14 protein-coding genes are annotated in these 13,952 nt (G+C 65.6%); 5 read left to right on the top strand and 9 right to left on the bottom strand.

Translation table 11 applies throughout. The features are described 5' to 3' along the window. Position 1 precedes the first annotated feature (1 nt). From KG104_RS05910 to pdhA, 3 genes are read right to left on the bottom strand one after another with little or no spacing between them, the layout of a single operon-like run. The gene (locus KG104_RS05910; protein WP_207347552.1) at positions 2-1,489 is read right to left on the bottom strand and encodes a dihydrolipoamide acetyltransferase family protein; all 1,488 of its coding nucleotides are present in this window, start codon (positions 1,487-1,489) and stop codon (positions 2-4) included. Beyond that, positions 1,486-2,523 carry an alpha-ketoacid dehydrogenase subunit beta gene (locus KG104_RS05905; RefSeq protein ID WP_207347551.1) on the bottom strand — a complete coding sequence of 346 codons (1,038 nt, stop codon included), beginning with the start codon at positions 2,521-2,523 and terminating at the stop codon, positions 1,486-1,488. The genes KG104_RS05910 and KG104_RS05905 overlap by 4 nt, the downstream gene beginning before the upstream one ends. Beyond that, a complete protein-coding gene (gene pdhA, locus KG104_RS05900; protein WP_207347550.1) occupies positions 2,520-3,701 on the bottom strand; it encodes a pyruvate dehydrogenase (acetyl-transferring) E1 component subunit alpha in 1,182 nt (393 codons plus the stop codon). The genes KG104_RS05905 and pdhA overlap by 4 nt, the downstream gene beginning before the upstream one ends. Positions 3,702-3,867: 166 nt before the next feature. Here pdhA and KG104_RS05895 point away from each other — a divergent pair, with 166 nt between their 5' ends. Then, positions 3,868-4,341 (top strand): Lrp/AsnC family transcriptional regulator, encoded by a 474-nt coding sequence (locus KG104_RS05895; protein WP_104055353.1) that lies wholly within the window; start codon positions 3,868-3,870, stop codon positions 4,339-4,341. 73 nt (positions 4,342-4,414) lie between these two features. Here the strand turns inward: KG104_RS05895 and KG104_RS05890 are convergent, their stop codons facing one another. Then, on the bottom strand, positions 4,415-6,022 hold the full coding sequence (locus tag KG104_RS05890; protein ID WP_372434155.1) for a solute symporter family protein: 1,608 nt from the start codon (positions 6,020-6,022) through the stop codon (positions 4,415-4,417). Positions 6,023-6,036: 14 nt separating this feature from the next. Further along, entirely contained in the window at positions 6,037-6,408 is a 372-nt protein-coding gene (locus KG104_RS05885) for a DUF485 domain-containing protein (RefSeq protein ID WP_104055351.1), read from the bottom strand. A 222-nt stretch (positions 6,409-6,630) separates the two neighbouring features. Between KG104_RS05885 and KG104_RS05880 the strand changes: the two genes are divergently transcribed. The 4 genes from KG104_RS05880 to KG104_RS05865 are packed head-to-tail and all read left to right on the top strand — an operon-like array spanning position 6,631 to position 10,546. Continuing rightward, a complete protein-coding gene (locus tag KG104_RS05880; RefSeq protein WP_207347549.1) occupies positions 6,631-7,842 on the top strand; it encodes a sensor histidine kinase in 1,212 nt (403 codons plus the stop codon). 10 nt (positions 7,843-7,852) lie between these two features. Beyond that, complete coding sequence (locus tag KG104_RS05875) at positions 7,853-8,605, top strand: LytR/AlgR family response regulator transcription factor (RefSeq protein WP_207347548.1); 753 nt, start codon at positions 7,853-7,855, stop codon at positions 8,603-8,605. Beyond that, positions 8,602-9,030 carry a DUF485 domain-containing protein gene (locus KG104_RS05870; protein WP_237686999.1) on the top strand — a complete coding sequence of 143 codons (429 nt, stop codon included), beginning with the start codon at positions 8,602-8,604 and terminating at the stop codon, positions 9,028-9,030. Before KG104_RS05875 ends, KG104_RS05870 begins: the two co-directional genes overlap by 4 nt. A gap of 31 nt (positions 9,031-9,061) precedes the next feature. Beyond that, positions 9,062-10,546, top strand: a complete 1,485-nt coding sequence (locus tag KG104_RS05865) for a sodium/solute symporter (RefSeq protein WP_207347547.1) — start codon at positions 9,062-9,064, stop codon at positions 10,544-10,546. 50 nt (positions 10,547-10,596) lie between these two features. Here KG104_RS05865 and KG104_RS05860 read toward each other — a convergent pair whose 3' ends face one another. From KG104_RS05860 to pyrH, 4 genes are all read right to left on the bottom strand, one after another. Then, complete coding sequence (locus KG104_RS05860; protein ID WP_104055347.1) at positions 10,597-11,175, bottom strand: DivIVA domain-containing protein; 579 nt, start codon at positions 11,173-11,175, stop codon at positions 10,597-10,599. A 134-nt stretch (positions 11,176-11,309) separates the two neighbouring features. Continuing rightward, entirely contained in the window at positions 11,310-12,209 is a 900-nt protein-coding gene (locus KG104_RS05855; protein WP_237686998.1) for a phosphatidate cytidylyltransferase, read from the bottom strand. A gap of 74 nt (positions 12,210-12,283) precedes the next feature. Continuing rightward, positions 12,284-12,841, bottom strand: a complete 558-nt coding sequence (gene frr, locus KG104_RS05850; protein WP_104055345.1) for a ribosome recycling factor — start codon at positions 12,839-12,841, stop codon at positions 12,284-12,286. 244 nt (positions 12,842-13,085) lie between these two features. After that, positions 13,086-13,817, bottom strand: a complete 732-nt coding sequence (gene pyrH, locus KG104_RS05845; RefSeq protein WP_104055344.1) for a UMP kinase — start codon at positions 13,815-13,817, stop codon at positions 13,086-13,088. Positions 13,818-13,952 lie beyond the last annotated feature (135 nt).

Raw genomic sequence — 13,952 nt, 5'->3', positions numbered from 1 at the left:
GCTACATCAGCGCAAGCGCCATCGCCGGTTCCTCCAGCACCGCTCCCACATCACTCAGGAAGCGGGCACCCTGTTCTCCGTCCACCAGCCGGTGGTCAAAGGACAGGCTGAGGGTCATGACCTGGCGCACTGCGAGCGCGCCGTCATGCACCCAGGGCTGCTGGCGGACGGCGCCGAGCGCCAAAATGCCAGCCTCCCCGGGATTGAGGATGGGCGTACCGGCATCAATGCCGAAAACCCCCACATTGGAAATCGAGAACGTTCCGCCGGAAAGGTCCGCCGGCGTCGTTTTGCCGGCCCTCGCGGTCTGCGCCAGCGTTCCCAGTGCAGCGGCCAGCTCACGCAGCCCCAGTGCCTGGGCATCCTTGACGTTGGGAACCATCAGTCCGCGCGGCGTGGCCGCCGCGATCCCGAGGTTCACGTACCGGTACTGCACGATGTCGCGGGCAGCCTCATCCCACCGCGAATTCAGCGACGGATGCCGCTGAAGCGCCAGGCACACGGCTTTTGCCGCCAGTGTCAACGGGGTCAGCTTGACGCCCTCAAACGTCTCCTGCCCGCGAAGCCGTGCCAGCAGCTCCATCGACTCGGTGACATCAACGGTCAGGAAGACGGTCACATGCGGAGCGGTGAAGGCACTGGCAACCATGGCCGCAGCAGTGTGTTTGCGCATCCCGGCAATGGGAACCCGTTCCTCGCGTACGCCGGACGTTCCGGCCCCGGGCGCCGGACCCGGGTCAGCCGACGACGGCGGCAGCAGCCGGGCGCCAACGTTCGGCTGGGTCGCATCCCCCAGCACATCGGCTACATCGGCTGCGTCTTCTACCGCCGCACGGGTGACGTCGGAGCGGACGATCAGACCGTGGGGACCCGTTCCGCTGATGTCGGCCAGGTCAATCCCCAGGTCCCGGGCGAGTTTGCGCACCGGAGGGGTGGACCTCGGACGTTCAGCTGTCGGTGACACTGAAGACTCTGCCGCGACGTCCGGCTCCGCTGCGCCGGCGTTCGGCGAAGCGGGCGCTGGCGCAGGTGCTGAAGCAGCAGCCGCAGGAGCCTGCGCCTGGCCGTCAGTCAGCCAGCGCCGGCGGGCCGGCCTGCCGGTCCTTTCGGGCACGGCGCCGTAACCCACGAGGTTGGGCGTACGCTTTTGCGGTTCCTCCGGGGAGAACGTCGCAGGAGCAGTGCCCTCGGCTGTTGCGCCTGACGCACCGGCCCTGCTGCCTGCATCGCCTCCGTTGCCCGTATCGGTTCCCGCTACCTCGAAGGACACAATGGGTGCGCCCACCTCCACCACGGTGCCGGCCTGTTCATGCAGCTGGGCAACCCTTCCGGCATAGGGTGAGGGCAGTTCCACCACGGCTTTGGCGGTTTCGACGTCGGCAATGACCTGATTCAGGGTGACGATGTCGCCCACGGCCACGTGCCAGCTGACGATTTCAGACTCGGTGAGGCCTTCGCCCAAATCCGGCAGCAAAAATTCCTTGATCACAGACCGGCCCCTTCCAGTGCGGGAGCGGCGGCAGCACCGAACGGACTCTGCGAGTTGGGCCGGCGCATGGCGCGGTCCACGCCGTCCAGAATCCGGTCCAGGTCCGGCAGATGGTGGTGCTCCAGCTTGGAGGACGGGTACGGAACATCGAAGCCGGTGACCCGCACGGGAGCGTGTTCAAGATAGTCGAAGCACCGCTCGGTGATGCTGGCGGAGATCTCCGCACCCACGCCGCCGGACTGGCCGGCCTCATGGGTGATGACAAGGCGCCCGGTTTTGCGGACGGATGCCTCCACCGTGGCGAAGTCCACCGGCGACAGCGACCTCAGGTCGATGACCTCCACGGAAACGCCCTCGTCCGAGGCTGCCACCGCCGCGTCGACAGCGGTCATGACCAGCGGACCGTAGGTCACCAGGGTGACGTCGGTGCCCTGGGCAACAACGCGTGCCGATCCCAGCGGCATTGCGCCGTCGAGCGTCTCATTGACTTCGCCCTTGACGTGGTACCGGCGCTTGGGTTCGAAGTACAGCACCGGATCATTCGAGGCGATGGCCTGCTGGATCATGGTGTAGGCGTCCTGGGGGTTGGACACGCTGACAACGCGCAGGCCCGAGGTGTGGGTGAAATAGGCTTCCGGGGATTCCGAGTGGTGCTCGGGCGAACCGATGCCGCCGCCAAACGGCACCCGGATGGTCAGCGGCATGTTGACCGTTCCGCGGCTGCGGTAGTGCATCTTGGCCACCTGGCAGACAATCTGGTCGAAGGCCGGATAGATGAACCCGTCAAACTGGATTTCCACCACTGGGCGGTAGCCGCGGAATGCCAGTCCGACGGCGGTTCCCATGATCCCGGATTCCGCCAGCGGTGTGTCGATCACCCGCTGTCCGCCGAAATCCTTCTTGAGTCCGTCGGTGATGCGGAAGACTCCGCCCAGGGTGCCAATGTCTTCACCCATCAGGACCACCTTGGGATCGGCCTCCATGGCGGCGCGCAGGCCGGCATTGATGGCCCGGCCAAATGTCATGGTGCTCATGCTGATTCTCCGTTCGCTCCGGCGTGCCCGGCCGGGGTGCCGCCGTCCCCCTCCGCGCCGTACAGGGCGAGGTAGCGTTCGTAGTCCGCCCGCTGGGTTTCCAGCCAGGAGTTGGGCTCGGCGTAAACGTGGGCAAAGATGTCCAGCGCCGGAGGCGCGGGCATGTTGATGCAGGAGCTGCGCAGTTCGGCGGCGACGGCATCAGCCGTGGCGGCCACAGAGGCCGCGAAATCGTCGGTGAAGTGACCTTCGGCCCGCAGCAGCGCCTCGATCCGGCTGATGGGATCTTTGGCACGCCATTCCTCCAGCTCGGCGGCGTCACGGTACCGGGTGGGGTCGTCGGCGGTGGTGTGCGGACCCATCCGGTAAGTCACGGCTTCGATGAAGCTGGGGCCGCCGCCGGTGCGTGCCCGGTCCAGGGCTTCACGGGTCACCGCCATAACGGCAAGGACATCGTTGCCGTCCACCCGGACGGAGGGAATCCCGAAGCCCGGAGCACGATTGGCGATCGGAACCTGTGCCTGCAGCCCCACCGGCTCGGAGATGGCCCACTGGTTGTTGGAGCAGAAGAAGACGACGGGCGTGTGGAAACTGGCCGCGAAGACCATAGCCTCGTTCACGTCTCCCTGGCTGGTGGCGCCGTCACCGAAGTAGGTGATGACGGCGTCGTCCGTTCCGTCCGCAACCACGCCCATGCCGTAACCGGCGGCATGCAGTGCCTGCGCACCGATGATTACCTGGGTGGGAGCCATGTTGACGCTGAAGGGATCCCAGCCGGCGGCGGCATTGCCGCGCCAGACACGCATGAGCGATTCCGGGTCCACGCCGCGGCACCAGGCAACGCCGTTTTCACGGTAGCTGCCAAACACGAAGTCGCTGGGGCGAAGGGTGCGTGCGGAGCCAATCTGGGCGGCTTCCTGGCCGAGCAGCGGCGGCCAGAGGCCCAGCTGGCCCTGGCGCTGGAGCGCTGTGGCCTCCGTGTCGATCCGGCGGATGACGACCATGTCCTCATAGAGGCTGCGCAGCTGATCGGCGTCGACATCGGAAACCCAGTGGTCGTACGGGGAGGGTGTCCGGGAGCCGTCGGGGCGAACCAGTTGGACGTAGGGGCCGGCCGCGGTGGCGCCGGCATCATGTGGGGGTCGAACAGGAGTATGCAGAGACACGTCGGTACGCATCCTTCCGTGTTGGGCCCCAGGGGTGGCGGGACCGAACCGATGCCCGGGCGACGTTGCCCGGATAGGTGTGACACTACTCACACTCATCAGGTGGCACAACCATCAGCGCTATTGCTGAGCACTATGCCCTACGAGTCGCTGGCGGGCCGTGCTAATCTTTCGCACTATGCGCCTGCTGGACAGTACCGACACCCGACTGCTTCTGGCGATGGCAAAGGATCCCCGGCGCACTGTCGTTGCGCTGGCCACCGCCCTCGGCATCTCCCGCAACACCGTCCAGGCGCGGCTGACGCAGCTGGAAAAGAAGTCGGTGTTCCTGTCCTTTGAGCGCCGGATCAGCCCGGCTGCCCTGGGCTATCCGCTGATGGCCTTTGTTCACGTGCATGTGCAGCAGCAGCGCCTCGCCGAGATTACGGCGCAGCTGGCCGGCATCCCCGAGGTGGTGGAAGCGCACGGATTGACGGGCGATGCAGACATCCTGCTGCGGGTGGTGGCCGAAGATGCCGAGGACCTGTTCCGGGTGAACAAAGCGATCCTGGCCGTCCCCGGCGTCGAGCGCTGCGACACGAACCTCGCCATGGGCGAACTCATTCCCTTCCGGGTGTCGCCGCTTCTGGAGCGCGGCGAGGCCGGAGCCTGAACCCAAAACACCCGGGTTCCGTACCGAAGTACGGAACCCGGGTGCCCCCCCAACGTTTTGAGGCCGGACCGGGTTAGTGGTCCACTGCCTTTTCCGCGCCGACGCCGGTCAGCGAGCGGACTTCCATTTCCGCCTGCTTCTGCGGCGACTCGTCGTCCTTGCCCAGGACAGTTCCGAGCCAGCCAAGGAAGAAGGCCAGCGGGATGGAAACCAGTCCCGGGTTGTTCAACGGGAAGATGGAGATGTCGATCCCCGAAACCATGGATGTCTCGGCACCGGAGAAGACCGGCGACAGAATGATCAGCACAATGGCCGAGATCAGCCCGCCGTACATGCTCCAGATGGCGCCCTGGGTGTTGAAGCGGCGCCAGTAGAGCGAGTACAGGATGGTGGGCAGGTTGGCGCTGGCCGCCACGGCGAAGGCCAGGGCCACCAGGAAGGCAACGTTCTGCCCCTGGGCGCCGATGCCGCCGAGGATGGAGACCACGCCGATCACCAGCACCGTGCGGCGGGCAACCTTAACCTCGCCGTCCGCGTCCACTTTGCCCTTGCGGATGACGTTGGCGTAAATGTCATGGGCAAAGGATGCCGCCGCCGTGATGGTGAGCCCGGCCACCACAGCCAGGATGGTCGCGAAGGCCACTGCGGAGATCAGTCCCAGCAGCACCGGGCCGCCGAGGGCGAACGCCAGCAGCGGGGCCGCAGAGTTCACGCCGCCGGGAGCGGAGGTGATGGTCTCGGCCGGGATCAGCGCAGCGGCACCGTAGCCCAGGATCAGGGTGAACAGGTAGAAGATGCCGATCAGCCAGATGGCCCACACCACGGAGCGGCGGGCTTCCTTGGCCGTGGGCACTGTGTAGAAACGCATCAGCACGTGCGGCAGGGCGGCAGTTCCCAGCACCAGGGCCATGCCCAGGGACACGAAGTCCAGGCGGGTGGTGCCGGTCTTGCCGTACTGCAGGCCCGGGTTCAGGAGCTCCGGGTTGCCGGACATTTCCACTGCGGAACCGAGCAGTTCGGACAGGTTGAAACCATTGATCGCCAGGACCCAGATGGTCATGATGCCGGCGCCGGCAATGAGCAGGCAGGCCTTGATGATCTGCACCCAGGTGGTGCCCTTCATGCCGCCGATCAGTACGTAGATGATCATCAGGGCGCCAACCACGGTGATGACCAGGGACTGGCCGATCTTCGAGTCGATGCCCATCAGCAGGGAGACCAGCCCGCCGGCGCCGGCCATCTGGGCCAGCAGGTAGAAGAAACAGACGGCGAGCGTGGTGATGGCCGCAGCAATCCGGACCGGGCGCTGCTTCAGGCGGAAGGACAGCACGTCGGCCATGGTGAACTTGCCGGTGTTGCGGAGCATTTCGGCCACCAGGAGCAGTGCCACCAGCCAGGCCACCAGGAAACCGATGGAGTAGAGGAAGCCGTCATAGCCGTTGATGGCGATGGCTCCCACGATGCCCAGGAAGGACGCCGCCGACAGGTAGTCGCCGGCAATGGCAGTGCCGTTCTGCGGTCCGGTGAAGGACCGGCCTGCAGCATAGTAATCGGCCGCAGTTTTGTTGTTGCGGCTGGCCCGCAGCACGACAATGAGCGTCACTGCCACAAACAGGCCGAAGATCAGCATATTCAGCCAGCCGGTTTCCCGGACGGCCTCGGCGGACACCTCGGCCGCCATGATGTTCACCGTGCTCATTTGGTCTCCTCCGGACGGCGGACGCCCTTGGCCTCAAGTTTTTCGCGCAGGTCCGCAGCAATGGGGTCCATCCGGCGGTTGGCGTAGCTGACGTACCACATGGTGATGCCGAAGGTTGTGACGAACTGCAGCAGGCCCAGGATCAGCCCGATGTTGATGTTGCCCCAGACCTGGGTGGACATGAAGTCGTGGGCGTAATCCGCCAGCAGCACGTACGCGAAGTACCAGAGCAGGAAGACCACGGCCATCGGGAAAATGAAACTGCGCTGCCGCTTGCGCAGCTCCTGCAGCTCCGGAGATTTTTGAACCTCCGTGAAATCGACCGGCGCCGCATGGGCACCGGATCCGGCGGGTTGCTGTTTTGCCATCGCTCCTCCTTGAGTTGGGCACGTCCCGGCAACCGTCCCTTGGGACAACCGGCTCCGGACAGCACGCACGTACAAATTGTGATCAGCATCACCCTGCTACGAATGGCGCCGGTGCACCAGATTCTCCGGCGTTGCCTCGCTGAACGGTCATTCCCCTGCGGTAAGCGGTCCGGCCTGCCGCGGCGAGCGGTGCTGCCGGCGCCGGCGGCTAGGCTAAAGGGCATGTTCAGCCCCGCCGTCGATATCGCCGTGATCTGCGCCTTCGCAGTGCTCACGGTGGCGGCCATCGCTGCGCTGGGCTACCGCCTCAGCCGCTCGCAGCGGGACCTCGGCTCTGATACTGAACGGGCCGCCTATGCCGCGCTCCACACCGCCACCCTTGCCTCGCGCCATCTGCGTACCGGACTCACGGCCTCCGGCGCCGGCAAGGCCGCCCGGCACCTGCGCGCACTGCTGGGCTGCGACACGCTGATCCTTGCCGACGCGACTGCCGTCCTGGCTTGGGAGGGAACATTGCCGGACGGCCCTGCCCCACGCGCCCGGCTGCTGGCAGCCTCCGCCGCGGTGCTGGAGAGCGGCCGCACCCGGGTCTTCCGCGGCGCATCACTGCGCACGCTGGGGTTCGACGACGACACCGGACAGCTGCTGCTGTGCCCGCTGCAGGTAAACCGGCAGACCGTGGGCACGCTGGCCGTTTTTGCGCCCGCTGTAAGCGCCGGACTGGTCCGGGCCGCCAACGACGTGGCCGGCTGGGTGGCTGCCCAGATGGAGCTGGCAGAGCTGGACACCTCACGCACCCTGCTGATGGAGGCGGAGGTGCGCGCGCTGCGGGCGCAAATCAGCCCGCACTTTATCTACAACTCGCTCAACGCGATTGCCTCCTACATCACCACGGATCCGGTGCGGGCGCGGGAGCTGGTGGTGGAGTTCGCGGATTTCACCCGCTATACGTTCCGGCGCAGCGGAAACTTCACCACTGTCGCCGAAGAGCTGCAGGCGATCGACCGCTATCTGCTCCTGGAGCGTGCCCGTTTCGGTGAACGCCTGAAGATCAGCCTGCAGATCGGCCAGGAGGTCCTCGGCACCGTCATCCCCTTCCTGTCCCTGCAGCCGCTGGTCGAGAATTCGGTGCGCCACGGGCTGGAAGCCGCCGACGGCGAGGGACACATCACGATCACGGCCACGGATGCAGGCGCCATGGCGGTCATTACCGTCGAAGACAACGGCGTAGGCATGGACCCCGATTATCTGCGGTCCGTCCTCGCCGGGCATGCTGAGGGCGACCACGTTGGCCTGCGCAACGTCGACGTCAGACTGCGCCAGGTATACGGCGAGGATCACGGGCTAGTCATCGACACCGCCCCGGGCGCCGGCACCCTGATTACCATGCGCATCCCCAAGTCGCAGCCGGGCCACCGCACCCGAGTCTTGTAACCTGATTCACATGTCAGCTCTTGGTAAACCCGGTTCCCGGCAGATTTCCGTGGTTGTGGCCGATGATGAACTGCCTGCCGTCAACGAGCTGGCGTTCCTCCTGGGCAAGGATTCCCGGGTTGGCGAAATCCACCGGGCCTCCAGCGGCGCCCAGGCGCTGAAACTCGTGGAAAGCCATGCCGTGGACGCGGTGTTCCTGGACATTCACATGCCGGCGTTGTCCGGGCTGGATATTGCGCGCGTGCTGGGGGCCATGGAACGTCCGCCGGCACTGGTGTTTGTCACGGCGGATGAGGAACAGGCGCTGGCCGCCTTCGACCTCGCCGCTGTGGACTATCTGCTCAAGCCGGTCCGTCCGGTGCGCCTGGCTGAATCAGTGCGCCGAATCTGTGACCTGGTGGCGGAAGCGGCAGCCGGGGACAGCGACGTCGTCACGGTGGTTCAGGGCGGCACCACCCGCATCATCCGCCGGGAAGACATCCTGTATGTGCAGGCGCAGGGCGATTACGCCCGGCTCCACACGGACACTGCGTCCTATCTGATCCGGGTTCCCCTCACCGAGCTTGAAGAACAGTGGGCGGAGGCGGGTTTTGTCCGCATCCACCGCTCCTATCTGGTGTCCCGTGCGCACATCCGGCAGGTGCGGGTAGCCGGCGGCCGCGCCGGCATCACTGTGGGATCCGCCGAACTGCCGGTCAGCAGGCGCCACCTGCCGGGAGTACGCAGCACGCTCTCAGCCAGCCGGGTGCGTGCCCGCTCATGAACGGTGAACCCGGTGCGGACACCTCCGCTTCCTCCACCAACGCTTCCCCTGCGGCCGGCGGACAACCGCAGCGCGTGCGGGTGAGGGCTGCGCGGTCCGCTCCGGCTTCCGCTGCGGCCTACACCGTCTCGCGGGAACTGGACGAGCAGACCGAAGTGGGTGAGCTGTTTATCGGTTCACTGATCCGTTCCCAGCTGCGGCTCGCGCTGGTGGTGGGCGGGGGTTTCATGGTGATCCTGCTGGGCGTGCCGGTGCTGCTGGCGTTCCTCCCGGTAGTTTCCGGCCTGAGTCTCTTCACTGTCCCGCTGCCCTGGTTCCTGCTCGGGGTGGGCGTATACCCGCTGGTGATCATCTGCGGCGCACTGTATGTCCGCAGTGCGGCCCGGAACGAGCAGCGGTTCCTGGATTTGGTTGATGACGCCTGATGCCGGTGCTTTCTAATCCAGGACGGGCGGCATGAGCCCGGCGGCAGGCTATGCGGCCCTGGCAGCGGTCACCGCCGCCACGCTGCTGATCGGTGTCTACGGGCTGCGCATTTCCCGCACCACCGGGGACTTCTATGTTGCCTCCCGCACCGTGCGTCCGTGGTGGAATGCCTCAGCCATCGGCGGCGAGTATCTGTCGGCCGCGAGCTTCCTGGGTGTGGCAGGGCTGATCCTGGTCTCCGGCGTGGATGCCCTCTGGTTCCCCATCGGCTACACGGCCGGCTACCTGATGCTGCTGCTGTTCGTAGCCGCACCGCTGCGCCGGTCAGGGGCGTACACCATCGCCGACTTTGCCCAGGCCCGGCTCGAATCGCTGCCCGCCCGCCGCATCACCACTCTCCTGGTGATCGCCGTCGGCTGGCTGTACATTGTGCCGCAGCTGCACGGAGCGGCCCTGACCATCCGGATCACCACCGGGCTGCCGGGATGGGTGGGATCCGTGGCCGTGGTAGTGGTGGTCTGCCTGAGCGTGATGACCGGCGGAATGCGCTCCATCACCTTTGTCCAGGCCTTCCAATACTGGCTCAAGCTGGTGGCCATCGCGGTGCCCGTTCTCTTTGTCCTCTTTCGGCTTTCCCGCGAAGGTTTGCCCTGGACCGACGGCGGTGCGGCCTTTGCCGCTGCGCTGGACCCACAGACGCATGCGTCCCTCTACCGCAACATATCGCTGAGCATCGCACTGCTCTGCGGCACCCTGGGCCTGCCGCACGTCCTGGTGCGTTTTTACACGAATCCCGACGGAAGCTCGGCCCGGCGGACCACTCTGATCGTGCTGGGCCTGCTCTCGCTGTTCTACGTGTTTCCCATCATCTATGGGGTGCTCGGCCGCATCTACACTCCGGATCTGGCCGCCGGCGGTTCAGATTCCACAGTGCTGCTGCTGCCGGGCCGGGTGTTCGACGGCGCCCTGGGAGACCTGCTGTCGGCACTGGTTGCGGCGGGGGCCTTTGCGGCCTTCCTGTCCACCACAAGCGGGCTCGTAGTGTCACTGGCCGGAGTGCTCAGCCAGGATCTCTTCCGCGGCAGTGTCGGCGGGTTCCGGCTCTCAGCTGTTCTGGCCGCCGTCGTACCCCTGGGGCTGGCGCTGCTGACCAGCTCGCAGGCACTGGCGGGCAGCGTGGGCATGGTGTTCGCTTTCACCGCATCAACCCTGTGTCCCCTGCTGGTGCTGGGCATCTGGTGGCGGGGGCTCACAGCCCCCGGAGCCGTGGCGGGCATGGTCACCGGAGCTGTGCTGTGCGGAGGCGCCATGGTGGCCGGCGGCGTGCTGGCCACTGCTGGCGGGCCGGTGCCCGTGTGGCTGGAGCAACCGGCGGCCTGGACCGTGCCCGCTGCGTTTCTGATGACCGTGGTGGCCTCCAGGCTGCGGCCGGACCTCGCACCTGCGGGTGCCGCGAAGATCCTGGCACGGCTGCACACGCCGGAACGGCCGCATGCCCCTAAGCGCCGGGGCTGAGGACGGAACTGCGGCGGCGGACCAGCCGTTCCGCCGCCCTTCAGGCGAAGCTAGTCGATCGACGCCATCAGTTCCACAACGCGGTCAAGGAACACGTCAACCTGCGTTTCTTCATACCCTTCGGGGCCTTTGGCCTCGCGGAAGACGGCACGCCGCACCACGTCGACGCTCAAGGGCTTGTCATTTTCAAAGTATCCGAGCAGTTCGTTGCAGAGCGCATCGACGTCCTGCACGTTGTAGCTGGGCACCTTGCGCCGGCTGGGGCGGCGGAACCGTTCCCCGGGCTTCCGGTGAAGCCGGCCCCGCAGGACGGCCGAGGTGCGGCCAATCTGCATCAGCCAGGCTTCTTCGCCCTTGTCCTGAATCAACTCATCTCTTTCACGCTGTGCAAAGACGTCTTCGAGCCGGTCCAGCGCGGCGTCCACGGCCTGCGGTTCGTATCCGGCCTTGGCCGGATCAAACGCCATGGACCGGACGTTACGGCTGGTGATGGCCGTTGCGGCTGGATTTTCGCCGTTGTAGTAGCTGCGGGCCTTCGCCAGAAACTCGTCAACCTGGCGTGTGTTGTACCCGTATTCCCGACGCCCCACACGCTCGAAAGGGGCGCTGGCCTGCCGCGCTTCGTCCATGTCTTACTGTTCCTCTGTGGTCATGCCGCTTGCCGAGACTGATGGAAAACCTGTCACTATCCTACGTTGCCGCACCTCAGGGACCTGTTCGGCCCGCCACCGGTGCCTGATGGCTGCGGATCAATCCGCTGCCGCTAAGCCCCAGGCACCAGCAGCACCGAAAGCATGAAGACCACGGGTGAGGCAAAGACCACGGAGTCCAGCCTGTCCATGATGCCTCCGTGCCCGGGCAGCAGGTTGGACATGTCCTTGACGCCGAGTTCGCGTTTGATCATGGACTCGGAAAAGTCTCCCGCCGTTGCCGCGGCAACCGTGGCAACAGCGAGGACAAGGCCAAACCACCACGGCTGGTCCAGGAAATAGAGCGCAGCAATAATGCCCACTACGGTGGCGCCGGCGGCCGAGCCCGCAAATCCCTCCCAGGACTTTTTCGGACTGATCTTGGGAGCCATCGGGTGCTTTCCGAAGATTGCCCCCACGAGGTATCCGAAGGTGTCGTTGGAAACCACCAGCAGCAGCAGCACGGCAACACGGACCTGGCCGCCGGGCTCCCCCAGCAAAAGCATGGCGAAGCTCAGCATGAAGGGCACCCAGAGCAGCACGAAAATGCCGGCGAGGATGCTGCGCACGGCGTCGTCCGCGGTGTCGATGGTGCGCCAGAGCAGGAGCGCGACGACGGACGCCACAAGGGCAAAAGCCAGGGCCTCGCTGCCGCCGAAGTAGGCAGCAAAGGGCAATGCCACGGTTCCGACCAGGACCGGAACCATGGGCACCTTGATGCTCCGGACTTCCAGCGCCCGGCTCACCTCCCAGACGCCCACGGCCGCAAAGACCGTGGCGATGGCTACGATCGCGAAGGGAAAGAAGAGCAGCCCGGCCAGCAGTGCCCCGAGCAGGACGACGCCGACCCCAATCGCGGCGGGCAGGTTACGCCCGGCTTTGGAAGGTTTCGCCGGGGCCTTGGGCGCTTTGCCCCGTCCGCGCTTGGATGGCTTTCCCGGTTCAGGGGAACCGGTTCCTTCGGTAGCACTCATGTCCGTGGCCTTTGCTGCCGGATCAGTCTCAAGGGACGCACCGCCAGCCTTGCTGTGAGGCTGGTCGTTGCTCATCAGACCTCGAGCAGCTCGGCTTCCTTGCGCTTGAGCAGATCGTCGATGGCCTCGGTGTGGGCCTTCGTCTGCGCATCGAGGTCCTTCTCGGCACGGGCGCCGTCATCCTCGCCAATTTCGCCGTCCTTGACCAGGCGGTCCAGGGCGTCCTTGGCCTTGCGGCGGATGTTCCGGACCGAAACCTTGGCGTCTTCGCCCTTGGTCTTCACGATCTTGACGTATTCCTTGCGGCGGTCCTGCGTCAGCTCCGGCATGATCACCCGGATGACCTTGCCGTCATTGGACGGGTTGGCGCCCACCTCGGAATCGCTCAGTGCCCGCTCAATGGCCCGGAGCGCAGTGACGTCATAGGGGGTGATCAGCAGGGTACGGGCATCAGGCGTCGCGAAGGACGCCAGCTGCTGCAGCTGGGTGGGAGATCCGTAGTAATCCACCAGAACCTTCGAGAACAATGCGGGGGTGGCACGGCCGGTGCGGATCGTCGAAAAATCCTCCTTGGCCACTTCCACCGCCTTGTCCATTTTGTCGGTGGCCTCTTTCAAGGTTTCGTCGATCATGGTGTCTCCTAACACACAAAAAATGTCCACGCTGTGGTGGCTGGGCTCTCTTATTCATCCTAAGCCAAAAGGGTCAGGGTTCCCTGCACCGAGCTTGCGAGGCGGAGGGGGCAGCATGACTACCCGTCGGGTCCCGTAGGGACCTGGAGGAAGGCGGCTTTATTATTCCGGAGGCCGTCCGCGGCCGAGGGAATATCGTTGCCGCCGTTCCAGGTCCCGAAGGGACACCGCCGGGCACAGCAGGCTAGTTCGAAACGACGGTGCCGATCTTCTCACCGCGGATGGCGCGGGTGACGTTTCCTTCGCCTTCCATGCCAAAGACCACCATGTTCAGGTCATTGTCCTTGCACATGGTCATGGCAGTCTGGTCCATGACGCGGATGTCCTGGCGCAGGGCGTCGTCGTATGTCAGCGTTTCCAGGCGGGTGGCCTCGGGATCCTTGTTGGGGTCGGCGGTGTAGACACCGTCCACCCCGCTCTTGGCCATCAGGACCTCATCGGCGTGCACCTCAAGGGCCCGCTGGGCCGCCACGGTATCGGTGGAGAAGTACGGCAGCCCCGCTCCCGCACCGAAAATCACCACGCGGCCCTTTTCCAGGTGCCGGATGGCGCGCCGCGGAATGTAGGCCTCGGCAACCTGGCCCATGGTGATGGCGCTCTGGACACGCGTTTCGACGCCGGCCTGCTCCAGGAAGTCCTGCAGAGCCAGGCAGTTCATGACGGTGCCCAGCATGCCCATGTAGTCCGCACGCGAACGGTCCATGCCGCTCTGTGAGAGTTCAGCGCCGCGGAAGAAGTTTCCCCCGCCCACAACGATGGCGACTTCCACTTCACCGACCGTGGCGGCGATCTGCTTGGCGACGGCGCGGACCGTGTCGGGGTCGACACCCAGCTTCCCTCCGCCGAAGACTTCCCCGGACAGCTTGAGCAGTACGCGTCGTCGCGTCAAATCGGTGTCTTTCAGGACGTGGGCCATGGTGCCTCCCGGGCTTAGGAAAGTTCTTAGTACAGAATTTTGAGAAAGGTTTTGGGCAAACAAAAGGGGCGGCCACCTTGGTGACTGCCCCTTTTGCTCATGATGACGTGTCCGTCAGGTCCAGTGCCTTGTGGG

It is taken from the genome of Arthrobacter sunyaminii, from assembly GCF_018866305.1.
Taxonomy (GTDB): domain Bacteria; phylum Actinomycetota; class Actinomycetes; order Actinomycetales; family Micrococcaceae; genus Arthrobacter_B; species Arthrobacter_B sunyaminii.
The sequence above is the reverse complement of the archived record's forward strand: the minus strand, read 5'-3'. Positions and strand labels throughout refer to the sequence as shown.

Coding starts and splice junctions, on each gene's coding strand:
- KG104_RS05905 (WP_207347551.1), bottom strand. CDS start 2,523: ATGAGCACCATGACATTTGGCCGGGCCATCAATGCCGGCCTGCGCGCC.
- pdhA (WP_207347550.1), bottom strand. CDS start 3,701: ATGCGTACCGACGTGTCTCTGCATACTCCTGTTCGACCCCCACATGAT.
- KG104_RS05895 (WP_104055353.1), top strand. CDS start 3,868: ATGCGCCTGCTGGACAGTACCGACACCCGACTGCTTCTGGCGATGGCA.
- KG104_RS05890 (WP_372434155.1), bottom strand. CDS start 6,022: ATGGCGGCCGAGGTGTCCGCCGAGGCCGTCCGGGAAACCGGCTGGCTG.
- KG104_RS05885 (WP_104055351.1), bottom strand. CDS start 6,408: ATGGCAAAACAGCAACCCGCCGGATCCGGTGCCCATGCGGCGCCGGTC.
- KG104_RS05880 (WP_207347549.1), top strand. CDS start 6,631: ATGTTCAGCCCCGCCGTCGATATCGCCGTGATCTGCGCCTTCGCAGTG.
- KG104_RS05875 (WP_207347548.1), top strand. CDS start 7,853: ATGTCAGCTCTTGGTAAACCCGGTTCCCGGCAGATTTCCGTGGTTGTG.
- KG104_RS05870 (WP_237686999.1), top strand. CDS start 8,602: ATGAACGGTGAACCCGGTGCGGACACCTCCGCTTCCTCCACCAACGCT.
- KG104_RS05865 (WP_207347547.1), top strand. CDS start 9,062: ATGAGCCCGGCGGCAGGCTATGCGGCCCTGGCAGCGGTCACCGCCGCC.
- KG104_RS05860 (WP_104055347.1), bottom strand. CDS start 11,175: ATGGACGAAGCGCGGCAGGCCAGCGCCCCTTTCGAGCGTGTGGGGCGT.
- KG104_RS05855 (WP_237686998.1), bottom strand. CDS start 12,209: ATGAGTGCTACCGAAGGAACCGGTTCCCCTGAACCGGGAAAGCCATCC.
- frr (WP_104055345.1), bottom strand. CDS start 12,841: ATGATCGACGAAACCTTGAAAGAGGCCACCGACAAAATGGACAAGGCG.
- pyrH (WP_104055344.1), bottom strand. CDS start 13,817: ATGGCCCACGTCCTGAAAGACACCGATTTGACGCGACGACGCGTACTG.